This window comes from Rothia endophytica (assembly GCF_039543885.1).
GTDB classification, from domain to species: Bacteria; Actinomycetota; Actinomycetes; order Actinomycetales; family Micrococcaceae; genus Rothia; species Rothia endophytica.
Genome location: NZ_BAABKP010000001.1, coordinates 138,915 through 160,906, shown reverse-complemented (window position 1 = coordinate 160,906; position 21,992 = coordinate 138,915). Strand labels below are relative to the sequence as shown.

General features: G+C 58.1%; 20 protein-coding genes. 9 read left to right on the top strand and 11 right to left on the bottom strand.

What is annotated here, in order from left to right; all coding sequences use genetic code 11:
- Positions 1-2: 2 nt before the first annotated feature.
- Both ABD982_RS00735 and ABD982_RS00730 read right to left on the bottom strand, forming a co-directional pair.
- Positions 3-1,454, bottom strand: coding sequence for an anthranilate synthase component I family protein (locus ABD982_RS00735; protein WP_345443460.1), 1,452 nt, complete (start codon positions 1,452-1,454; stop codon positions 3-5).
- A 114-nt stretch (positions 1,455-1,568) separates the two neighbouring features.
- Positions 1,569-1,898, bottom strand: a complete 330-nt coding sequence (locus ABD982_RS00730; protein ID WP_345443457.1) for a rhodanese-like domain-containing protein — start codon at positions 1,896-1,898, stop codon at positions 1,569-1,571.
- A gap of 224 nt (positions 1,899-2,122) precedes the next feature.
- On the opposite strand from ABD982_RS00730, the gene ABD982_RS00725 reads away from it, so the two are divergent.
- The 8 genes from ABD982_RS00725 (at position 2,123) to ABD982_RS00690 (ending at position 11,407) form a co-directional block, all read left to right on the top strand.
- Entirely contained in the window at positions 2,123-3,505 is a 1,383-nt protein-coding gene (locus tag ABD982_RS00725; protein ID WP_345443454.1) for an aldehyde dehydrogenase family protein, read from the top strand.
- 185 nt (positions 3,506-3,690) lie between these two features.
- Entirely contained in the window at positions 3,691-5,328 is a 1,638-nt protein-coding gene (gene pgm / locus ABD982_RS00720) for a phosphoglucomutase (alpha-D-glucose-1,6-bisphosphate-dependent) (protein ID WP_345443451.1), read from the top strand.
- Positions 5,329-5,554: 226 nt separating this feature from the next.
- The gene (locus ABD982_RS00715) at positions 5,555-7,033 is read left to right on the top strand and encodes a peptide MFS transporter (protein ID WP_345443448.1); all 1,479 of its coding nucleotides are present in this window, start codon (positions 5,555-5,557) and stop codon (positions 7,031-7,033) included.
- A 49-nt stretch (positions 7,034-7,082) separates the two neighbouring features.
- Positions 7,083-7,616 (top strand): DUF4242 domain-containing protein, encoded by a 534-nt coding sequence (locus tag ABD982_RS00710; protein WP_345443445.1) that lies wholly within the window; start codon positions 7,083-7,085, stop codon positions 7,614-7,616.
- A gap of 92 nt (positions 7,617-7,708) precedes the next feature.
- Positions 7,709-8,767, top strand: coding sequence for an acyl-CoA dehydrogenase family protein (locus ABD982_RS00705; RefSeq protein ID WP_345443443.1), 1,059 nt, complete (start codon positions 7,709-7,711; stop codon positions 8,765-8,767).
- 156 nt (positions 8,768-8,923) lie between these two features.
- Complete coding sequence (locus ABD982_RS00700; RefSeq protein WP_345443439.1) at positions 8,924-9,478, top strand: ATP-binding cassette domain-containing protein; 555 nt, start codon at positions 8,924-8,926, stop codon at positions 9,476-9,478.
- Positions 9,468-10,652: an ABC transporter substrate-binding protein gene (locus tag ABD982_RS00695; RefSeq protein ID WP_345443436.1), complete on the top strand. Its 1,185-nt coding sequence runs from the start codon at positions 9,468-9,470 to the stop codon at positions 10,650-10,652. Before ABD982_RS00700 ends, ABD982_RS00695 begins: the two co-directional genes overlap by 11 nt.
- On the top strand, positions 10,649-11,407 hold the full coding sequence (locus ABD982_RS00690; RefSeq protein WP_345443432.1) for an ABC transporter permease: 759 nt from the start codon (positions 10,649-10,651) through the stop codon (positions 11,405-11,407). The genes ABD982_RS00695 and ABD982_RS00690 overlap by 4 nt, the downstream gene beginning before the upstream one ends.
- 75 nt (positions 11,408-11,482) lie before the next feature.
- Here the strand turns inward: ABD982_RS00690 and mnhG are convergent, their stop codons facing one another.
- From mnhG to ABD982_RS00660, 6 genes are read right to left on the bottom strand one after another with little or no spacing between them, the layout of a single operon-like run.
- On the bottom strand, positions 11,483-11,839 hold the full coding sequence (gene mnhG / locus ABD982_RS00685) for a monovalent cation/H(+) antiporter subunit G (protein WP_345443429.1): 357 nt from the start codon (positions 11,837-11,839) through the stop codon (positions 11,483-11,485).
- Positions 11,840-11,842: 3 nt separating this feature from the next.
- A complete protein-coding gene (locus ABD982_RS00680) occupies positions 11,843-12,271 on the bottom strand; it encodes an MrpF/PhaF family protein (RefSeq protein WP_345443426.1) in 429 nt (142 codons plus the stop codon).
- Entirely contained in the window at positions 12,268-12,840 is a 573-nt protein-coding gene (locus ABD982_RS00675; protein WP_345443423.1) for a Na+/H+ antiporter subunit E, read from the bottom strand. The genes ABD982_RS00680 and ABD982_RS00675 overlap by 4 nt, the downstream gene beginning before the upstream one ends.
- Positions 12,837-14,456 (bottom strand): Na+/H+ antiporter subunit D, encoded by a 1,620-nt coding sequence (locus ABD982_RS00670; protein ID WP_345443420.1) that lies wholly within the window; start codon positions 14,454-14,456, stop codon positions 12,837-12,839. The genes ABD982_RS00675 and ABD982_RS00670 overlap by 4 nt, the downstream gene beginning before the upstream one ends.
- 3 nt (positions 14,457-14,459) lie before the next feature.
- Positions 14,460-14,981, bottom strand: a complete 522-nt coding sequence (locus ABD982_RS00665; RefSeq protein WP_251379548.1) for a Na(+)/H(+) antiporter subunit C — start codon at positions 14,979-14,981, stop codon at positions 14,460-14,462.
- Positions 14,978-18,046 carry a Na+/H+ antiporter subunit A gene (locus tag ABD982_RS00660; protein ID WP_345443414.1) on the bottom strand — a complete coding sequence of 1,023 codons (3,069 nt, stop codon included), beginning with the start codon at positions 18,044-18,046 and terminating at the stop codon, positions 14,978-14,980. The genes ABD982_RS00665 and ABD982_RS00660 overlap by 4 nt, the downstream gene beginning before the upstream one ends.
- Before the next feature lie 308 nt (positions 18,047-18,354).
- Between ABD982_RS00660 and ABD982_RS00655 the strand changes: the two genes are divergently transcribed.
- A complete protein-coding gene (locus ABD982_RS00655) occupies positions 18,355-19,677 on the top strand; it encodes a uracil-xanthine permease family protein (RefSeq protein ID WP_345443411.1) in 1,323 nt (440 codons plus the stop codon).
- Positions 19,678-19,755: 78 nt separating this feature from the next.
- On the opposite strand, the gene ABD982_RS00650 is transcribed toward ABD982_RS00655, so the two are convergent.
- The 3 genes from ABD982_RS00650 to ABD982_RS00640 are packed head-to-tail and all read right to left on the bottom strand — an operon-like array spanning position 19,756 to position 21,989.
- A complete protein-coding gene (locus ABD982_RS00650) occupies positions 19,756-20,583 on the bottom strand; it encodes a glycerophosphodiester phosphodiesterase family protein (protein WP_345443408.1) in 828 nt (275 codons plus the stop codon).
- A gap of 58 nt (positions 20,584-20,641) precedes the next feature.
- The gene (locus ABD982_RS00645; RefSeq protein ID WP_345443405.1) at positions 20,642-21,502 is read right to left on the bottom strand and encodes an HAD family hydrolase; all 861 of its coding nucleotides are present in this window, start codon (positions 21,500-21,502) and stop codon (positions 20,642-20,644) included.
- Positions 21,468-21,989 (bottom strand): YbhB/YbcL family Raf kinase inhibitor-like protein, encoded by a 522-nt coding sequence (locus ABD982_RS00640; RefSeq protein ID WP_345443402.1) that lies wholly within the window; start codon positions 21,987-21,989, stop codon positions 21,468-21,470. The genes ABD982_RS00645 and ABD982_RS00640 overlap by 35 nt, the downstream gene beginning before the upstream one ends.
- Between the last annotated feature and the right edge of the window lie 3 nt (positions 21,990-21,992).

The window sequence follows — 21,992 nt, the reverse complement described above, 5'->3', positions numbered from 1 at the left end:
CGTTAGGCCCCCGCCACTCCATCTGCGTGGCGGGGCACGGCCGCGCGTAACTTGGTAACCATCTCGTCATATTCAGCGACGGGGTCTGAATCAGCCACAATCGCTCCCCCGGCAGCCAGGGTGAGAGTGCCATCCCTGTAAGCGACCAGCGTCCTAATCACAATGGACAGAGCAGCAGATCCGTCTGCCCCGAAGTAGCCCAGAGCGCCGGAGTAGACCCCACGAGCGCGCCCCTCAAGCCGGTCGATAATTGCCATGGTGGACGCTTTGGGCGCCCCGGTCATAGAGCCGCCTGGGAAGCAGGCGGCAGTTGCATCTACCGCAGTGACGCCGGGGCGCAACTGGGCGGTAATGGTGGAGACCAGCTGATGAACGGTCGAGTAACTTTCAACGCCCATGAGCACCGGCACGCGTACCGACTCGGGGTAGGACACCAACGAAAGGTCGTTGCGGAGCAGATCAACAATCATAAGGTTTTCCGCCCGGGTTTTGGGGTCCGCCGCCAGCCAGGCGGACGCCGCGGCGTCCTCTTCGGAGGTAGCACCGCGGGGCACGGTGCCCTTAATGGGCTTGCTCTCGGCTTGACCACCGGCGGTCACGCTCAGGAACTTTTCGGGCGATGAACTGAGCACCGTAAAGTCATCGCAACGCAAAAAGCTGGCGTAGGGGGCAGAATTTTTCTCACGCTGGGCTAGATAAAGAGCCAGAAGATCAGCTTCATCAAGAGCAGGCTGAACCCGGGTAGATGTTTCAGCGGTTAAGCAGACTTCATAGCTGTTGCCCTCGAAGATTTCCCGCTGAGATTCCTGTACTTTAGCGAGGTAATCATCGCGGTCGGGTAGGGGAAAATCCGGTATGGCAGGCGCATATGCTCTAGCTTGCATAGTGTGAGCACCAGTGTTTTCACCCAACTCTGCCAGCTGGCGTGCTGTCTGCTGAACCCAGGCATCCGGGCCTATCAACCAAGCCTTCCCACTAGCGTGCTCATAGGCCAGGTAGTGGGTAGCAGGCATCCAGAGCGCATCGGGGGTGGACGCTTGCCGGTAGGGGTGCTGGTGGTGAAAGTTAGTCAGTTCAAAATCGGCGTGTGCCTCATAGCCCATAAAACCTACGTAACCGCCAGGCAGAGCATCCAGCGGGAGGTTCTCTGCGCCGGTAATAGCGGGGGCATCTGCCAGCATCCGAGGCAGAACCTGCCAGATAGTGCCGGGTAGGGTGCGCCTCATAGCCCCTTTACCATCGAGGACGCTGACCTGCGGCTGGGTCAGCCCGGCAGACTCATAGCGTAGCGCTCCCCCATCGTGAGGGGCACCCAGGTAGGAGTAGCGGGACATAGGCGATTCATCGCGGGCTGAGTCCAGCCAAAAAGCGTAAGGGTTGGTGCCTGCCACCAGTGGGAAGGCGTCTTTGGGTTCCACCGGGAAAGGCAGGGGCAGGCAGGTCAGGGAAGTCACCGGTTTAGTATATCGGGCAAGATCTGGAGGCAAGGTATAGCGAAGAGAGCTGCCCTCCCACTGCACCAAAAAGCCGCCCCGGTGATACCGGGGCGGCCGTAGTAGCAGAGGAGCTTAGCGTACCTGCGGGGTTTCCCCGTTCTCGGAGACCATGGGCATCTCGGCGTCCTGCCAGGCACCCATACCGCCAATGACGTTGATAGCGTCAAAGCCGTACTGGTTGAGGTAGGCGGCAGCCCGCAGTGAGCGGCCACCGGCACGGCAAATGACGTACACATCTTCGTCTGCTGGCACATCACCATACCGCTCGGGAACTTCGCCCAGGGGAATATGCTGGGCGCCGGCGATGTGACCTTCTTGCCACTCGTAGTCCTCGCGGACGTCCAGAATTTTGGCGCCTTCGGGAATCTGGTCGACGGTGACCTGGGGGATGTCTTCGTTCATAGTGGAGTCCTTTACTTGAGATGTTTCTTAGCTTCAGGATAGGCGGGGCAGGGTGCTGCTCACAAGTGGTTCAGCCAGTACCGAAATCATCGTCTCCGAACCGCACTTCTACGCTGTGAGCGCATAGCTTTCCTCCCCACCCCCTTTGACAAGTCACACTACACAGTTAGAGTTAAAAGAAAGCACGCTTACAAATACCGTGCGCTTACTCAAAGGAGATTGCTATGAGCACCTACGCACTCACCAACGCCAACACCGGTAAGGTTGAAAAAACTTTTGATACCCTCGCATCCAGCGAGATCCCCGGGCTCATCGACACTGCCCACGAAGCCTACCTTTCCTGGAAAAATAACTCCGTAGCGGAGCGCGCCACTGTGCTCGCGGCGGCCGCCCAGGGCTTTGATGCTCGCAAAGATGAACTCGCTGAAATCATCGGACGTGAAATGGGTAAGCCCCATGCCGATGCTCTGGCTGAAATCCAGCTTGTAGTGGACATCTTCAACTGGTACGCCACAGAAGGCCCTGCACATCTTGAAGATTCACCGCTGTATGCCAAGGGTGCACCCGTAAACTTCGTGCGTCACGACCCGCTGGGTGTCCTTTTGGGTGTCATGCCCTGGAACTTCCCCTACTACCAGCTAGCACGCTTCACCGCCCCCAACTTGCTGGTGGGTAACACGGTCCTGATGAAGCAGGCGTCTATCTGCCCCGTTTCATCAGCTGCTTTTGAGGAAGTATTGCTAGAAGCAAACCTACCCAAGGGTGCCTACCAGAACCTCTACCTCGACACCGAAGACGTCGCGCACATCCTCAAGGATTTCCGCGTGAAGGGCGTATCGGTCACTGGCTCTGAACGGGCCGGCGCTGCGGTTGCTGAGCTGGCGGCGCAAAACCTTAAAAAGTCTGTCATGGAACTGGGTGGCAATGACCCCGCCATTGTCCTGGCCGACGTTGAGAACGTGGGCAAGGTGGCAGAAACCCTTGCTGGTCTGCGCTTTTCCAACGCTGGTCAGGTATGCACTTCACCCAAGCGCATCATCGTGGTTGAAGACATTTATGACGAGTTCGTTGAAGCAGCAAAAACCGCCGTTGAGAACTTCGTGGTGGGCGACGCCGATGATCCCGAGACCCAGATGGGCCCGCTGTCCTCAGAGTCAGCACGCGATGACGCCGTCGAGCGCATCGAGCAGGCAGTCAAGGACGGCGCGACCCTGCATGCGGGCGGCAAGAAGCTAGACCGCCCCGGCTGGTTCATGAGCCCCGCCCTGCTCACCGACGTTGATTTCGATGATGACCTCTCCTGCAATGAACTCTTTGGCCCGGCTCTTGTGGTCTACAAGGTCAAGGACGAGGCAGCGGCAATTGAGTTCGCCAACGCCAGCGAGTACGGTCTGCAGGCATCTGTGTGGACCGCTGACATGGACCACGGGCTTGAAGTTGCTGATCAGATCGAAGCCGGTATGGTATTGGTCAACGAGCACGTTGTTACCCAGGCAGATTTACCCTTCGGTGGTATCAATAAGTCAGGTTACGGCCGTGAACTCACCCAGTGGGGTCTGCTTGAGTTCACCAACGAGAAGCTGATTCGCGCTACTAAGCTCAGCTAGAACTCTTCGCGCCGCTCTTTCGCGGTTTTATGTGACCCGGCTATTGTTCTAGCCGGGTCACACGTTTTAAACCGAGGCGCAGCAAGAGGCCCTCTAACGCTCGTCGCCTCATCAACGTCCACAATGAAGATTACACACGGGCGGTTCTACGCGGTTCATGCACACCACGGGGCTAGGCTTAGTACATGTCAAACCGCGCAGGCACAGTTGCCACCCTTCAAGACCTTGTTGATATCGATGCGCTGATCAGCGCTTACTATGACCTCACCCCCGAGATGACCGATCCCGCACAGCGCGTGGCTTTTGGTACATCCGGGCACCGTGGCAGCTCCCTTAAGAGTTCCTTTAACGACGCTCACATTGCTGCTATTTCTCAGGCAATTGCGGAGTACCGCAAGGGTCAGGGCATCACCGGCCCGCTGTTTATGGGTAAGGACACCCACGCGCTCTCAGACCCGGCGCAGGATACCGCGCTGGAGGTTCTGGCGGCTAACGGTGTCACCGTTCTTTTGGACGCCAACGAAGGTTTTGTGCCCACCCCCGCGCTCTCACGCGCTATCATCGTTCACAACGCTAACCCCGCCAACACCGCGCAGGCTGATGGCATTGTGATTACCCCCAGCCACAATCCCCCTGCCGACGGCGGTTTCAAGTACAACCCTCCCCACGGTGGTCCCGCTGATTCTGATGCAACCGGCTGGATTGCCGATCGTGCCAACGAGCTGCTTGAAGGCGGAAATAAGGATGTAGCTCGTCTACCCCTTGAGAAGGCCGCGGCAGCAGAAACCACAGGCACCTACGACTACCTGGGCACCTATGTGGACGAGCTGGGTGATGTCATCGATATGGAGGCTATCGCAACCTCCGGTCTGAAGATTGGCGCGGACCCCATGGGCAGCGCCTCCGTTGCCTACTGGCAGCGCATTGCTGAGCAGTACAAGCTCAACATGGATGTCGTAAACCCCGCCGTTGATCCCCAGTGGGCCTTCATGACCCTGGACTGGGACGAGAAAATCCGCATGGATTGCTCCTCCCCCAATGCCATGGCCTCCCTGATTGCCAACCGCGATAAGTACGACATCGCCACCGGCAACGACGCCGACTCGGATCGCCACGGAATCGTTACCCCCGATCACGGGCTGATGAACCCCAATCATTACCTGGCAACCGCCATTGACTACCTCTACCGCAACCGCACCGGTTGGGCAGCAGATGCTGGCATCGGCAAGACCCTGGTGTCCTCCTCAATTATCGACCGCGTGGCTGATGCTTTGGGCCGCAAGCTCATTGAGGTTCCCGTGGGCTTCAAATACTTTGTAGACGGCCTGAGCACCGGCACCATCGGTTTTGGCGGCGAAGAATCCGCAGGTGCCTCCTTCCTCATGCGCGACGGCAAGGTGTGGACCACCGATAAGGACGGCATCATCCTGGCCCTGCTGGCCTCCGAGATGACCGCAGTAACCGGCAAGACCCCCTCCCAGCGTTACGCTGAGCTGACCGCGTCCTTCGGTGAGCCTGCCTACGCCCGGGTGGACGCCGCGGCGTCCCGCGAGCAGAAAGCCAAGCTGGGCAAGCTCTCACCGGCGGACGTCACCGCCTCAGAGCTAGCAGGCGAGGCTATCACCGCCAAGCTGACCGAGGCACCCGGCAACGGTGCTTCCATTGGCGGTTTGAAGGTGACCACCGAGAGCGCCTGGTTCGCGGCCCGCCCCTCAGGTACCGAAGATGTCTACAAGATCTACGCCGAATCCTTTAAGGGCCCTGAGCACCTGGCTCAGGTTCAGAAGGAAGCTAAGGCGCTGGTGGACGGCGTCATCGCCTAGCGTCTAGCGTTCCGCTGAGAAGGGACTGTTCGAAAGATTGTATTTATCACAGCGATCTGCCGGGCAGCCCCTTTTTCATGCGCGCCAGCACACCAAAAAGCGCCCGCGAGCATCATCCCTACTCCTTCAGAAGTGCAAATAGCCAATCCAAGAGAGTAAGGTATGCTACCGACCGCATTTATATACACGGTCTTCCCGCAAATACACCGAGACACAAGGTATTACTATGACAACCCCCGCACTGCGGCCTACTCCGGAGGACGCCCATAACCCCAGCGGCAAAACCTTCTTCGGCCACCCCCGCATGCTGGCCAGCCTCTTCTCCGTAGAACTCTGGGAGCGTTTCTCCTTCTACGGCATGCAGGTCATCATGCTCTACTACCTCTACTGGGAAGCTGACCGTGGCGGTCTTGGACTTCTCAGCGAGGCATCAGCATCCAGCGTCATGGGCGCTTACGGTGGCATGGTCTACCTCATGGCAGTCGTAGGTGGCTTCTTAGGCGACCGTGTCTTCGGGCCCGAGCGCACCCTCTTCTACTCAGCCTTCACCATTATGGCAGGTCACCTGGCACTCGCCGTGCTACCCGGCGCAGCTGGCGTCATTGCCGGTCTGGTGCTTGTTGCTATCGGCTCCGGTGGTCTTAAAACCAACGCATCAGTGCTGGTAGGGTCTCTCTACGACCGCACCGACCCCCGCCGTGACGGTGGCTTCACTATCTTCTATATCGGTGTAAACATCGGTGCCTTCTTTGGCCCCATGCTCACCGGTATTCTGCGGGAATCCTACGGCTTCCACATCGCCTTCGGCCTAGCGGCTGCAGGTATGGCAATCGGCCTAATCCAGTACTCACTGACCCGCAAGAACCTACCCGCCAGCGTCCACCAGCTCTCTGAGCCCATGAACGCCAGCGAGAAGAAGATCTACGGCAGTCTTGCTGTAGTCATCGTTGCAGCAGTGCTCGTCCTGGTGATGACCGGTCTCATCAACCCCGCCAACCTGGCAACCTGGGTCATGACCATTGTTGCAATCAGCGCCGCGGTGCTCTTCTACACCCTGCTGACCTCAAAGCACACCACAGTGGACGAGCATTCCCGGGTGGTCTCCTTCATTCCCATGTTCATCGGTAACGTAGCGTTCTGGGCGCTCTTCCAGCAGCAGTTCACTGTGCTAGCAATCTACTCAGAATCCCGTATCAACTGGAACATCATGGGTCTGCAGTTCACCCCCGAATTTATGAACTCCATTAACCCGGTTTTCATCATGATCTTCGGCGCTGTCTTTACTGCCATGTGGACCAAGTTGGGTGACCGTCAGCCCACCACCCCGGTCAAGTTCTCGCTTGCCCTGATTTTGATTGGTCTAGCCTTCCTGATCTTCCTAACCCAGGCAGGGAACACCAACGTGAACTTCCTGTGGATTGTGCTGATTCTCTTTATTTGCACCATGGGCGAGCTGGCAATTTCACCCGTGGGTACCTCTTTGGCCACCAAACTGGCGCCCGAGAAGCACCGCGTGGCTATGGTTGCGCTCTACTTCACCTCTGTCTCGCTGGGCACCGTTCTGGCAGGTTGGTTGGGCCGTTTCTACACCATGGAAACCGAAGTCGCTTACTTCACCACCCTGGGTGTCGTCACCATCATTATCGGTGCCGTCCTCTGGGCCATGAATAAGTGGATCGTTAAGAAGATGGCCGGCGTGCGTTAGCAGCAAGCATCTTTTTAGACAGAAGGACGCCGCATGAAACGGAGAGAACATGTCACTCTACCTCGTAGAATTCACCCCTCACGATACTTCGCAGGACGAAGTGAAAGCACTGGTTGCTGACATCGCTCAGGTACTGGACGGCGTGGACGGCGCTGAGCTGATTGAAACCCAGGTCACCGGTGACTACAAGCTGGTCTTCGCCATCATCGAGGCAGCTAACCCCGGCGTCTTCGCTCCCGCGGTCAAGGACGCCTTCAGTGCCCGCGCTGGGCTGGAAGGCCCCGATGAGGTGCGTCTGGTGGGTGCTGAACTCGAGGACATCAAGAAGCTCAAGTCCAGCGCAGAGTACCTGGTTGAATGGGATATCCCCGCAGAAATCACCATGGATCAGTACCTCACTCGCAAGAAGGCTAATTCTCCTAAGTACGCGCAGGTGCCCGAGGTTTCCTTCCTGCGCACCTACGTGCGAGAAGATACCGCCAAGTGCCTCTGTTTCTACGATGCCCCTGATGAGGCAGCGGTCGTACGAGCACGCGAAGCGGTATCAACTCCCATTGACCGCCTCTTCAAGCTCAACGTCTAGACACAGCAGAGACCGCCGCCCACCACCAGGCGGCGGTTTTTTTACACTCTAAAACCCCAGCACCCCACTTCTAGAGCAGTTAGAAAACAGCCATGACAAGCACTTTTACCCTTGAACCTCTCTACCCCTACTCCCAACGGGACAACCTGCTGGCGCTAGCCCGAGAACACGCTGCCGCAGTGGACGCGGGGGAACGCTCCCCTTTCGAGACCCTGCGTGAGCTGGGGCAGGAGGGTCTGCTGACGCTGGGGCGCACCGGGTCAGTGCTACCCCAGGCGGCCGTGGCCTTTGACCTGGCGACCGAAGATACCGCAACCGCCTTCTCACTCTGGGCTCACCGGGCTACTATCGCCTTCTTTGACGCCGTGGGACGTCAGCTCCCCGAAGGTATGGAAACCGGTGAAACTACCGGGTCAACCGCCATGGCTGCCGCCTTCAAGCACGCCTCGGGAGTAGGGGAACTGGGGGTTCAGGCAAAGCACACCGACGGCGGGTTACTGCTCAATGGAAGCATCAGCTGGGCATCCAACCTCTACCCGGGAGGCGTCATGATTCTTCCCGTGGCAGTGGAGGATGCTGCACCCGGTGAGCCGGTTAGCTACATCGTCACCCTGCGTGTGGGCGTTGAGGGGCTAGATGTGAAGTACCAAAAAGGTCTCCTGGCGCTGGATGCAACAGAATCCGGGTTCATCCGTCTAACCGAGGTATTTGTCCCCGAGTCGGATATTCTCAGCCGCGACGTCCCAGGTTTCCTCGCGACCATCACTGCACCTTTTCTGTTGATTCAGTCCTCTTTCTGCCTGGGCCTGGCAGCGGCAGCCCTTGCGGCAACGGCTCCCCACACCAGTGTCTCCCGGGGTATCTTCACCCAGGAATTTGATCAATTTAAGGCTGAATACCAGCGTCTGCGCACCGAACTTACCGACCTTGCTCAAGAGCCTGCCGCTACCAGCCGCCGCCGTCTGCTCCAGTTGCGCCTGGACGTCTCTCACCTGGCGATCAGCGCCACCCACCTGGAAATGGCAGTGATTGGCGGACGCGGCTACAAGACCACCAGTGCCACCGCCCGTCGCTACCGCGAGGCAACGTTCTTGCCCGTCCAATCCCCCACCGAGGGCCATCTGCGCTATGAACTCTCTCAGATTGACTAAGACAACCATGGACGCTCTCACCGTTACAGGTGCCACCAAAACCTATCCCGGGGCACCCCAACCTATCTTCAAAAATATCGATCTCGCTCTGCCTCGGGGTGAAGCCTTTGTGGTTTTGGGAGCTACCGGCTCCGTAAATCGACCCTCTTACGTGCGGTGGCGCAGCTTGAAGAACTAGATTCTGGCTCCATACAGGTGGCTGACCGGGGCCGGCTAGCCGTGGTCTTTCAGGAAGCTTCGCTCTTCCCCTGGCTGACGGTTCGGCAGAATATCGAGCTAGGTTCCCGCTACAAACGCAACAGCGGCAGAGTGACCGCTGATGGAGTCAATGCACTAATCTCTCGGTTAGGTCTGAACGGACTTGAAAACCGTAAAGTCAGTGAGATTTCTGGCGGCCAGGCCCAACGAGTTTCCATTGGCCGAGCCCTGGCCATTCAGCCTTCTCTCTTGCTCCTCGATGAGCCCTTCTCGGCCCTTGACCCAGCCACTCGCGAAGAATTACAGGGGTGGTTGCGTAGCCTGATTGAAGATCTGGGACTGACCGTTTTGATGGTCTCCCACGATATCGCTGAGGCCACGGTGGTGGGTGACCGCATTGGATTCTTTGAGGCGGGCAAGGGTTTCACCCGCTTCTGGAGGCCTCGTGATGAGCAGGTGTCCAAGGACGAAATCCTGGGCTACTACCGGGAGCAGAGTTCCTATGTCATCTAAACTCAACCGTCGAAAAGTGCTGGGGGCAGGCGGCCTTACCCTGGCGGCAGCCGGCGCTACTTGGGGCGCCCACACTCTTGGGGCGGCGTCCGGTGCTGAAGCTGCCGGCAGGGCGCAGAGCACCGATGACGCTATCAGAATCGGTTATCTCCCTATCACTGACGCTTCTCCTCTGCTCCTGGCGCACGCCAGGGGCCTGTACGAGGACGCCGGAGTGCAGGTAGAACAGCCGGTGCTCTTCCGCTCTTGGGCCTCACTCACCGAAGCCTTTATTTCGGGCAGCGTTGATGTGATTCACCTGCTCATGCCTATGCCGGTATACCTCAAGTACGATCTGGGCGCTGACGCTCAAGTGGTGGCGTGGAATCACGTGAACGGCTCGGCGCTGACTCTCTCACCGTCCATCAGCAATCTGTCTGAGCTGGCGGGGCAGACGGTGGCGATTCCAGCCTGGTTTTCTCTTCACAACATTCTGGTGCAGAAGATTTTGAAGGAGGCTGGACTGACGCCGGTGATTCGTAAAACTGCAGACAAAACTCAGAACGAGGTAGCTCTCATTGTTATGGCACCGGCGGATATGATTCCGGCACTGGCCAACGGCACTATAGCGGGTTTTACGGTGGCTGACCCCTTTAATGCTGCCGCCCACACCAGCGGAACGGGCACTATTCAGCGCTTTATGGGCGATGTCTGGCGCGATCATGCCTGCTGCGTCACTATGATGCGTTCCTCGCTGATTGAGCGGGAGGGCGGGGCCGCCCAGAAGTTCGTAGATGCCCTGGTCAAGGCGCAGGTTTATGCCCGCGAGAACCGTGTGGAGGCAGCTGCCCTGCTCTCTGAAAAGAAGTACCTCCCACAGAAGCCCGCTGCCATTTTGCGGGCCATGACCGACCATTTTGAGGAGCATAAGGAAATTATTAAACACCCCAGCTGGGGCGGGGAGTTACTGCAGTTTCAGCCCTATCCCTATGCGAGTTACACCCAAGAACTGGTCCAGCAAATGCGCAACACCCTCATGGACGCCCCAACCGATTTTCTGGAAGACCTGGACGCTTCGGCGGTGCACGGAGAGTTAGTTAATGCGGAGTTGGTCACCCAGGCTATGCAAGCAGCGGGTGGTCTGGGCACGTTCGGTCTCAAGAGCCTAGAGCGCACCGAGGAGATTTCAGCATGAGTACCCTCAAGAAGCAGAATCAGTCACTGACTAAGAGCTGGGCGCTGGGCGCTGCAGGCATTGTCTTCGCTGTTTTTCTCTGGTGGATTTTCACCCGAGCAGCTACCGGCAACCTGATGCTGGCAGCCTTCGCCCCCGCGAACGTCCCCGACGCCCTGAAGAGCCTACTGGGCCGCGGGGTGCTGCTCTCTGATGTCGGTATCAGCCTGTTGAGGTTGTTGAGTGGGCTGGGCCTTGCCACTGTCTTGGGCGTCCCTCTCGGGCTGGTCATCGGGTTCTCCCGACTGGTTGAGCAGACCAGTGCCCCGCTGGTGCAGTTCTTGCGTATGGTCTCCCCACTCTCTTGGGCGCCCATTGCGGTGGCTCTTTTTGGGGTGGGTAGCCTGCCAGTCATTTTCCTGGTGGCTATCGCCGCTATTTGGCCCATTACTCTGGGCACGGTTTCGGGGGTGCGGGCACTCAACCCGGCATACCTTCAGGTAGCTAGGACGCTGGGTGCTAGCGGCCCGGAGCAGCTGCGCTCAGTAGTGTTGCCCTCTATCCGTCCCTTTGTACTCTCGGGGATCCGCCTGGCACTGGGTATTGGCTGGGTCATTATTGTGCCAGCCGAGATGTTAGGGGTTTCTTCGGGGCTGGGCTACGAGATTTTGAATGCCCGTGACCGGCTAGCCTACGACGAGATGCTGGTGGTTATCCTGGTCATTGGTGTTCTGGGCATTGCCCTGGACACGCTGGCACAGAAGTTACTCAAGTAGTCGGGCACTAAAAGACCCGCTTTCTGTGACACCATATGGGCTGTACAGAAAGCGGGTCTTTACATGAGAGGGGTCTTACCTACCCTCTACCTCATCGACCAGGCGACGCAGGTCATCGTGGCGGAGGTCAGTTTTACGGAAGTGCTTGTTACGGTAGCCAGAGCGCGCCATCATATGACCCGAGATGGGGATGGTGATCATCTGAAGCACCATAATGAGAATCAGCACGGGGACGTCCTCCCAGCTTCTCTTGTGGAGCCCTACCGCCAGGAGCAACAACATAAGACCGAAGATTTGGGGCTTAGTACCAGCGTGTAGACGGGTCAGCAGATCCGGGAAGCGTACCAGGCCCACCACCGCTGCTAGCGACATGAGGGAGCCAACTATCAGGCAGATGGCAGTAATAATATCGAGGATGAGATCGGTATTCACGGTTTATTCTCCCTGATCCATTGATGCACGGGACGGATGCGACTCGCTGTGGTGCACTTTGTCGGTATCCTCTGCATGGTAATCACGGTGATCGCGACCGGTTGAGCGGTTGCCGCGGTTCTTACGGCGGCGGTGCCGTTCAACAGTGGTGATGGGGGTAGCTTCATCTGCTTTAGAGTTGTCCGCGAAGCGTGCCACGGTGACAGAGCCGACGAAGCCGATGAGGGCAATGGCGACCAGAAGAATGATTGAGTACTGGGTATCGGTGACGATCATGATGATGCAAAGCGCCGAGGTGATGATGGAGAGTAAAACATCGCTAGCGAGCACACGATCCAGCAGGGAGGGGCCCTTCCAGATGCGGTAGACGGTGCCCCACGTTGAGATGGTGAGAATAACGCCTGCAATCCAGGCTACGGTTGTGAGGTTCATGCTGCGGCCTCCTTATCGAGTTTCTCATCTGCAAGTAGCGCTTCGTGTTCTTCTTTGCTGCCTACGGCCTTGATGATGAGAGATTCGAAGTCGCCCACGGTGCGGATGAAGTCTTGGATTTCTTCTTCAGTGGAGCTATCGAGCACGTGGAAGTAGAGCACCGAAAGGGAGCGGTCTACTTCAACGACGACCGAGCCGGGAATCAGGGACATGGTGTGTGATACCGCGGTGAGGAGCAGGTCAGAGTGGGTGCGCAGCTGAACTGCCACCACAGAGTTACGCAGCGGCGGAGTGAAGGTGAAGGCCAGCCACATGACGTGCACACTGGCTACCGCGATATTCCAAATGAAGAGCGCCAAAAACTTGATGGCATACCAGGGATTGAAGCGGTTAGAGAGGTAGAGGGTGGGCAAACGGAAAATCCAGACGATTCCCACCGCAAGCACCAGCCCGAAGGCTAGGAAGGGCAGGGAAAAGTTCTGCCAGAGGGCACACCACACGAAAACCAACCAGAGGGTAGGCGGAATGGAGTGCAGCAGGTCGGAGCTGGAGGTTTTTAGGGCTTTCACTGGTTGACCTCCTGGGAGCCGTTGAGGTTGACCTGTTCGTTGATGAACTGTTCGCGGGTGGGAGCGTCCTCACCGAGAACCGCTGAGATGTAGCGGTCGGGGTTGACCAAGTTATCTGATGCTCGGTCTGAGAGGTTGTAGAGTGGGCCCGCGAATACAGTGATGAGCACGCCTACTGATACCAGGCTGACGGTAGAGACCATCATGGAGGCGGGGATATTCTTACTGTCGGTTTCATCGGGTTGCTCGCCGGTATGCTCGGCTCGGACCAGAGCGGGGGTGGGCTGTTCTGCGTCCTTGGCGGGGCGCCAGAAAGCCTTGTTCCAGACGCGAGCCAAAGCCAGCAGGGTCAGCAGCGAAACGAGGACGCCGATGCCTGCGTTGATGTAGGCCAGGGCACCACCGTTTTGCACGGACGCTTCGATAAAGCCGGCCTTGCCGATAAAGCTGGAGAAGGGCGGGATGCCGCCCAGGTTGATGGCGTGCACAAAGTAGAGCAGAGCCAGGAAGGGTGAAATTTTGATGAGCCCACCCAGGCGGCGCAGATTGGTTGAGCCGGCACGGCGTTCAATCAGACCTACCACCATGAAGAGGCCGGTCTGAATCACGATGTGGTGGGCGATGTAGAAGACCACGGTGGTCAGGCCCAGTTCGTTGTTGAGCGAGATACCCCAAATCATGTAACCGATGTGGCTGATCAAGATGAAGGAGAGCAGACGCTTGATGTCACCCTGTGCCAGGGCACCGAGGATACCTACCAGCAGGGTCAAGCCAGCGACGACGCCCAGCAGGGTGGAGAGCTGCCCGCCAGGGAAGAGCAGGGTTTCGGTGCGGATGATAGCGTAAACGCCCACCTTGGTGAGCAGACCCGCGAAGACGGCGGTCACCGGTGCTGGTGCCGTGGGGTAGGAGTCGGGCAGCCAGAGGGAGAGCGGGAAGACCGCTGCCTTGATGCCGAAAGCGATGAGTAGCATGAGGTGTAGCTGCATCTGGGTGCCTTCAGGGAGGGTCCCCAGCTTCAGCGAAAGGTCGGCCATATTAATGGTGCCCACTGAAGCGTAGATAAAGCCGATAGCGGTCAAGAAGAGCAGAGATGAGACCACGGAGACCACCACGTAGGTCACGCCCGCACGAATACGCGGGGTGTTGGCGTTCATGGTGATCAGCACGTAGGACGCCATGAGCAGGATTTCAAAGCCCACGTAGAGGTTGAAGAGGTCCCCTGCTAAGAAGGCGTTAGAGACGCCTGCCAGCAGCATGAGGTAGGTGGGGTAGAAGACCGAGATGGGCACCTCGTCATCGCCATCCGCCAGGTTCTGGCCGGTGGCGAAAACCAGCACGGCAAGAGAGATAGTGGAGGAAACCACCAGCATAAGAGCCGAGAGCTGATCGACCACCAGAGTGATACCGAAGGGAGCCTCCCAACCGGCAATGAAAACAATCTGAGGCTCTAGGTTCCATACCGAGAAAAGCATGAGAATCTCAAAAATGAGCACCCCTGCCACGGCAAAGAAGGCGATGAGACGCTGTGTTTTATCTTTTTTAGAGATGAAGGTCAGGGCTGCTGCCATGAACAGCACGATGACACTGAGGGGGGCGAGCTGAGCTAGTTCCACAGGTTAAGCCCCCAATCCTTCTGTGCTGTCGCTACCGGTCGCTGACTGAACAGGGATCGAATGGGTCTTCCTTCTCTCTTTGTTAGCTTGGCGTTCACGGGTTTCTTCGTCCGCATCAAATTCTGAGGTTTCCGCTTCGACATCGGCGTCGGCTTCCATGTCAAAGGAGCTCTGCTCTGCCACGCGGATATCTTCATCATCGTCCTGAATTTCATCGGCGCGTGAGAGCAGCCAGCTGCGGTAGATGATGCCCAGGATCAGGGCGGTCACCGCGCAGGAAATCACGATTGCGGTGAGCACCAGGGCCTGCGGTAGCGGGTCAGAGTAGTCTTCTGCAGCAATATCTGTTGCGTAGAAGGGAGCGAACCCGGCAGGGCCGCCGGCATGCAGAATGAGGATGTTGGTGGCATTGGTAATCAGCATAAGGCCGAGCACCACGCGGGTCATGGAGCGATCCAGGATAAGGTAGACGCCCGCGGCGTAGAGCACACCCATGACCAGGATGAGGCTGAGATCAATAATCATGATTGTGCCTTTCTACGATTTTTGTTCTTGCGTTCCTTGATGAGCTTCTCGTCTACTCGTTCACCCAAGCTGCGCAGGATATCAAGAACCAGGCCGATGACTAGAAGGTAGACACCGAGATCGAAAATTACCGCGGTGACAAAGTGAACGTCACCGAAGACAGGTACCCAGAAGTCAAAGACGTAGCTGGAGAAGATGGGATCGCCCCAGAAGGCTGGTGCAATCGCGTAGAGCGTGGAGAGACCCAAACCGGCACCTAGGAAGGCTCCCGCTGAAAGCGGTGACGCGGCGCGTAACTCCGCGCCGCCGCCGGCCAGGTAGCGTACAGCGAAGGCCAGACCTGCCAGCAGACCGCCGGCGAAGCCGCCGCCTGGCAGGTTGTGACCGGCTACCAGCATGTAGACGGAAACCATGATCAGGGTGTGGAAAATGAGACGGGTGACCACTTCCAGCAGAATGGAACGGGACTCCGGGGGCAGGGTGCGGCCCGCCACGATGAAGGGATCCCGTTCCACCGATGAGAACTGACCAGCAACCCGCTGCTGCACACTAATGTGGCGGCGCTGAGTGAAAGATTTCTCAATCTTCTTCATGGTGGTGGTGTCCAAACGCTGGTTGCGGTCATCCGCGCGCCCTCCAATGAAGAGCAAGGAGGCCACGCCGGTGGCAGCCAGTGCCAGCACTGAAATTTCACCGAAGGTATCCCAGACACGCAGGTCTACCAGGATTACGTTGACCACGTTGTAGCCGTAGCCGATTTCGTAGGCCAGGCGCGGCATGTCCAGAGAAATAGCCGGCAGGGAACGAGATGAGAAGGTGAACATGGCAAGTGCCATCATCAGGGTTGCGAAGCCCACGGCGATAATGACGCGCAGGGTTTTGCGGGCGCCGTCCTTACCGTCCTTGGCTTTCACGCGAGGGATGTCACGGGGTAGCACACGCATCGCCAGCACGAAGGCGACCAGCACGATGGTTTCAACCAGGAGCTGGGTGGTGGCAAGGTCGGGGGCGCTGCGGATGGCAAAGAGAATTGCCATGCCGTAGCCGGTCACTGACACCATGAGGATCGCCAGGAAGCGGCGGCGCACGAAGACCACTACCAGGGCGGCCACAATCATGACCAGAACGATTGACCACTGTGCTGGGGATTCGCTAATGCGAATGTTACCTAACGGCGGGGTTTCGTTGATGAAGAGCGCTGCGGTGGGGACCACCACGGCGGTCATCAGGATGACGGCCAAGTAGTAGGCAAGGGAGCCTCGCTGAGTCATACCGGTGACCCATACGGCGAATCGGTCCAGCAGGTCAATCAGATTACGGTAGACCACTGACGCGCTGGGGGTATGTGGCAGGGCTCGCTGCATTTCTTCAATCTGTCGCTTGAAGACAAAGAGGATGAGACCCACCAGTACAATGGCCAGTGAAGTGAAGAGCGCGGGAGTGAAACCGTGCCAGAGAGCCAGGTGCAGTTCAAGTTCTGGTGCGGACGCCGGGAAAGCGTCAAGGAAGGGCTTGATGAAGAGGTGGGCGGGCTCCGGGTAGAAACCAAAGAACACGGTGAGCAGTGTCAGCACCGCGGGGGCGGCGACGAAGCTGTAGCTGACCTGGTGGAAGGCGGTGTCGGGGCTCAGCTTTTTACCGCTCTTGCTGCGCAGGGCAGCCGGGCGGCCGCCGTCCGCGCTTTCCTGACAGTACTTGACGTGCTCGTGGTTAATGTAGTTGTAGGGCTTAGCCGCAAAAGCACCCCAGACAAAGCGGGCGCTGTAGGCAAAGGTAAGCACGGAGCCCAGCACGATAGCGGCCAAGGTGACGGCGCTCTGCCAGCCGGTGGTATGCCCCACGTAGGTTTTTAGCACTGCTTCTTTAGCGACGAAACCGGCCAGCGGAGGTACACCGGCCATGGACGCCGCCGAAATCAGTGAGACCCAGAAGAGTTTAGGGGCACGGCGGTAGATGCCGGAGAGACGGCGAATATCACGGGTACCTGACTGGTGGTCGATGATGCCAACTGCTAGGAAGAGCGTTGCTTTAAAGAGGCTGTGCGCCAGCATCATAGCCATAGCGGCATATATAGCGTTGGGCGTGCCACCCGAGATGATCAGGGTGAGGAAACCCAACTGGCTCACAGTTCCGTACGCAAGAATCAGTTTAAGGTCGGTCTGTTTGAGAGCCGCCCAGCCACCAAAGATCATGGTGAAGGCACCAAAGATGACCAGTATGTTCTGCCAGATAGCTACCTCGCCATAACCTGGAGCCAGGCGCAACAGAATGTAGATGCCTGCCTTGACCATGGCAGCTGCGTGCAGGTAAGCACTGACGGGGGTGGGTGCAGCCATTGCACCGGGCAACCAGAAATGCACAGGGAAGATGGCGGACTTGCTGAGCGCGCCGCAAAGAATGAGCACTAGCGCGGCGGAGAGCAGCCCTAAGCTCATGGTGTTATTGTCGCCTGCCTGCGCAGCGGCCACCAGGGCGGGGCCCCGTTCAACCAGTTCAGCCAGGCTGTAGGTCCCCAGGGAGTGTCCCAGCATGATGATGCCTACCAGCATGGCAAGACCACCAGCAGTGGTGACCGTCAGGGCCTGCAACGCCGAGCTGCGGGCCGAGAGGCGGTGGCGGGAGTAGCCAATGAGCAGGTAAGAGAGGATGGTCGTGATTTCCCAGAAGATGAACATGATGATGAAGTTATCTGCGGTAATCAGACCGAACATGGCGCCGGCGAAGCCGAAGAGGTAGGCGGCGAACTGACCGATGTCACCGCTGCTGTGCTTGAAATAGCTTGCGCAGTAGAAGAGCACTAGAGAGCCAATTCCGAGCACGAGCAGGCTCATCACCCAGGAGAGGGTGTCCATGCGGAAGGTGAGTTCGAGGTTGAGCTCGGGGACCCACCGGTAGCTTTCGGACCAGGGCGTACCACCCAGGATGCTCTGGGTTTTGGTGAGCACAAAAGCCAGCACGAGTGCTGGTAGTGCGGCCAGCAGGTAAAATACGCTGGCCCCTATGCGGCGTGCCACCCAGGGCGCAATGATTGATAGGAGGAGGAAGAGGGCAAGAACTATGGTCACGTATCAGGCCTTGGGTCACAGGGGCATTCTGTTAAAAGAATACGTGGGCTTAGTGCCTCTGTCGATGATGAAAATCTCAAAAATTCACATTTGTCAAATAAACAGCAATTCCTGCACGGTGCAATACTTGCTACATATCTGTCAGGGGTTACTTAAACGGTAGTTATTTTTTGAAGGTCAGGTAGAAACTTCAACAAATCTTTTCTATGGCCCACTCAGCATCACTTTCTCCCTTGCACCCCTAAGCTCCGGCGGCAGAGTAAAATGATGACGATTTACACTCATTACACTACGGTTGGGACACCCCTGTGACCTCTCGCTCCCCTTTCGCCTGGACGCTGCACGGCGACGGTAAAAATATCACCCCCGGCGGCGTCGTCCGCCCCCACGAACGCCTCAGCTGGGGCCGCACTATCGGCATTGGTGCCCAGCACGTGGTTGCCATGTTCGGCGCGACCTTCCTGGTGCCCCTGCTGACCGGCTTCCCGCCTTCCACCACCCTCTTCTTCTCAGGTATCGGCACCATCCTTTTCCTGCTGATTACCGCAGGACGCGTGCCCTCCTACCTGGGCTCGTCCTTCGCCTTTATTGCCCCACTGGCAGCGGCAACTAACCAGTACGGCCCCGGCGGCGCACTGGGCGGTATCGTCATGGCAGGTGTCTGCCTCTTCCTGGTAGGCGCCATTGTGCAGTTCGCCGGCACCGGCTGGCTCACCAGGCTTATGCCGCCGGTCGTCACCGGCGCTATCGTGGCACTGATCGGCTTTAACCTGGCACCCAGCGCCAAGAATAACTTTATGGAAGCCCCCGTCACTGCACTAGCGACCCTGGTCTCCATCATCCTGATCTCGGTGATTTTCAAGGGTATGATCGGCCGCCTGGCCATTCTGCTGGGTGTCATCATCGGCTACATCACCGCAGTTGTTCGCGGTGAAGTTGACTTCAGTAAAATCCAGCAGGCATGGGACACCGAAGGTCTCATCGGTCTGCCCCACTTTCAGGCCCCCGAATTTCACTGGAACCTTGCCGGTCTTTTCATCCCCGTCATCCTGGTGCTGGTAGCTGAGAACATTGGACACGTGAAATCGGTGGCGCTGATGACCGGTGAGAACCTAGACAATTACTCCGGCCGTGCCCTTATGGCTGACGGCCTGGCAACCACCCTGGCAGGCGCTGGCGGCGGCTCCGGTACCACCACCTACGCCGAGAACATCGGCGTTATGGCAGCTACCAAGGTCTACTCCACCGCAGCCTACTGGGTCGCCGCCATCGTGGCAGTGCTACTCTCGGTCTTCCCGGTCTTCGGTGCAGCCGTTGCCTCCGTCCCCGCAGGCGTGCTGGGTGGCGCCGCCACCGTCCTCTACGGCATGATCGGTATGCTGGGCGTGCGCATCTGGGTAGAGAACCGCGTGGACTTCTCCAACCAGGTCAACCTCACCGCGGCGTCCGTGGCCCTGATCGTGGGTATTGCCGACTACACCTGGGATATCGGAGATCTCCAGTTCGCAGGCATCGCCTTGGGCACCGCCGCAACCCTGGTGGTCTACCACCTCATGGCAGCCATTGCGCGCGCTACCGGCTCCCACCCCGAGCCGCTCACCCCCAGCGAAGCTAAGGGCGACGCCCACTAAGACCCACACCGCTAAGACCCACACAAGGCGGGGCTAATTCACACTGAATTAGCCCCGCCTTTTCACGCTTAATCTGCCTTAGGACGCTGCCCGCCCCGCCAGAATTTTTGCTAGCAGGTCGGTGCGGTTAGTGACAATACCGTCTACCCCTAGGTCGAGCAAGCGGCGCATCTCCGCTTCATCATCAATCGTCCAGACGTGCACCTTAATGCCAAAGCGGTGCGCCATAGCAACGGTGGTACGGTCTGCGACCCTAAAGGTGAGACCGGCGTACGTTTGAGTGACGGGCACCTGGAGGGACTGGAAAGGGCTAATCCAGGGAGCGGTCACGGCGCGTACCAGAGGCCACAGACGCCAGCTCACCCGGCTGCACAGATAAAAGAGGGCGGTAGCGAGCTCACTGCCACTCGATGGAATATGCGCACCCAGCTGGGCTGCACACTGAACAGCACGCCGTTTACGCTCTTCCTTGAAGGACGCAAAACGCACACGGTCTTGAGCCCTTTCCTGCACGGTAATTTTGGCGATGCGTTCTGCGGTCGCGGCGTCCTTGATATCGACGTTGACCGGCATGCTGGGGAAGGTGCGAAGTACCTGTTCAAAGGTGGCTAGCTTACCGCCCTTGACGAGCTCGCGGTCTTTAAGTTCTTCCCAGGTAGTATCGTGAATCGTGCCGGAGGTGCCAAAGAGCCGATTGAGGGTGTGATCGTGGAAAGCTACTACTACCCCGTCTGCAGTGGTATGGGCGTCGGTTTCGAGCCAGTGGGCGCCGGCGTTTACTGCCTGTGCAAAGGCTTCTAGAGTATTCTCGGTGCAACCCTTGGCTAGGCCCCGGTGGGCAAAAATTTCGAAGGTCTCAAGGGGCTGGTTGAGAGAAGAGCGGCGCGCTGCTGACCTAGTAGACATTCTTATAAGAGTACTACCCGCTAGTAACTTAGGGGCACTCATTTCAAGAGAGCTACGTTTAGGACGTTCTGGTTAGCAGTTTCTCTATTATTTGAGCCACGCCGTCCTGGTCAAATGCGGGGCAGGTGCGCGCTACGGCCTGGCGCAGAGAGGGTGAACCGGATTCCAGCGCGTAGCCATGACCCGCCCACTGCAACATCTCCAAGTCATTGGGCATATCACCAAAAGCTGCAACCTCGTGCGCTTCGATACCGCGCTCAGCGGCAAAATCAGCCAGCACCGCCCCTTTATTCAAACCGGGTGCTGCCATTTCAATGAGGGGGTCACCGGGCACCGCGTGCGTGACTGACACTCGTTCCCCCACCAGTTTCGCCACACGCGGGAGCAAGTCCTCAGGATCATACCCCTCAACTCGTACCAGGTATTTCACCACTTGCGCATCTGGGCTCAAAATTTCTGCCAGGTTGCCCCAGACCAGCTCACTATTTTCAAGCGGGCCGCCCTCTTCAACCTTCACATCACCCTGCAAAAAGACAGTATCGACCGTTTCAGCGGTAAAAGTAGCGGTGGGGAACTCACGTTCTAAAATCTGGTGTGCCTCTAAAACCGTGTGCATTGCAAGGGTACGGGTTGCTACCACTCTGCCTTTGCCCACATGGTAAGTCACCGCCCCATTAGAGCAAATAGCGTAGGAGTCATAGCCTGGCAGCTGGCCCAGTACCCCGTCTAACCAGCGAAAAGGGCGACCGGTGACAACCACCAGTTGCACGCCGGCGTCCCGGGCGGCGCTCAGGGCCTCAAGAGTTCGCTTGCGAAAGTGAAAGTCATGCCCAATAAGGGTGCCGTCCAGGTCACTGGCAATCAGTTTTATCACGGTGGTGAAACTAGTTTTCTTCGTGGGTTGCGGTGAGGAAGGCACGGGCAATCCCGTGGAAGAAGAGGTTAAAGTTCACCACGGCGGGGGTGGCGTTCTCGTCGATGTCCAACTTCTCAACATCCACAGCGGTGACGCAGAAGATGTAGCGGTGAGGGCCGTGACCGGCGGGCGGGGCTGCGCCCACAAAGCCGCGGGTGCCACCATCATTCAGGTGCCCGAGAGCCCCTGCCGGCAGGTTCTCTGCAGCACCGGTAGCTAGCTCTGTAACATCAGCAGGCAGATTAGAGACAGCCCAGTGCCAGAAACCACTGGGGGTGGGAGCATCGGGGTCAAAACAGGTAACCACAAAAGACTTAGTGCCCTCGGGGAAGCCCTCCCAAGAAAGCTGCGGCGAGACGTCCTCACCCCCGCAACCCATAATCCCTGAGACCTGGGCCTTGGGTAGCGGTGCCCCCTCCTGAATGTCAGTGGACGTAAGGGTAAAGGTGGGTAGATCGGGCAGGTCGGCGTAGGGTTCACGGTTCAACATTGA

Coding starts and splice junctions, on each gene's coding strand:
- ABD982_RS00730 (WP_345443457.1), bottom strand. CDS start 1,898: ATGAACGAAGACATCCCCCAGGTCACCGTCGACCAGATTCCCGAAGGC.
- ABD982_RS00725 (WP_345443454.1), top strand. CDS start 2,123: ATGAGCACCTACGCACTCACCAACGCCAACACCGGTAAGGTTGAAAAA.
- pgm (WP_345443451.1), top strand. CDS start 3,691: ATGTCAAACCGCGCAGGCACAGTTGCCACCCTTCAAGACCTTGTTGAT.
- ABD982_RS00715 (WP_345443448.1), top strand. CDS start 5,555: ATGACAACCCCCGCACTGCGGCCTACTCCGGAGGACGCCCATAACCCC.
- ABD982_RS00710 (WP_345443445.1), top strand. CDS start 7,083: ATGTCACTCTACCTCGTAGAATTCACCCCTCACGATACTTCGCAGGAC.
- ABD982_RS00705 (WP_345443443.1), top strand. CDS start 7,709: ATGACAAGCACTTTTACCCTTGAACCTCTCTACCCCTACTCCCAACGG.
- ABD982_RS00695 (WP_345443436.1), top strand. CDS start 9,468: ATGTCATCTAAACTCAACCGTCGAAAAGTGCTGGGGGCAGGCGGCCTT.
- ABD982_RS00690 (WP_345443432.1), top strand. CDS start 10,649: ATGAGTACCCTCAAGAAGCAGAATCAGTCACTGACTAAGAGCTGGGCG.
- ABD982_RS00680 (WP_345443426.1), bottom strand. CDS start 12,271: ATGAACCTCACAACCGTAGCCTGGATTGCAGGCGTTATTCTCACCATC.
- ABD982_RS00665 (WP_251379548.1), bottom strand. CDS start 14,981: ATGATTATTGATCTCAGCCTCATCCTGGTCATGGGTGTGCTCTACGCC.
- ABD982_RS00650 (WP_345443408.1), bottom strand. CDS start 20,583: ATGTCTACTAGGTCAGCAGCGCGCCGCTCTTCTCTCAACCAGCCCCTT.
- ABD982_RS00640 (WP_345443402.1), bottom strand. CDS start 21,989: ATGTTGAACCGTGAACCCTACGCCGACCTGCCCGATCTACCCACCTTT.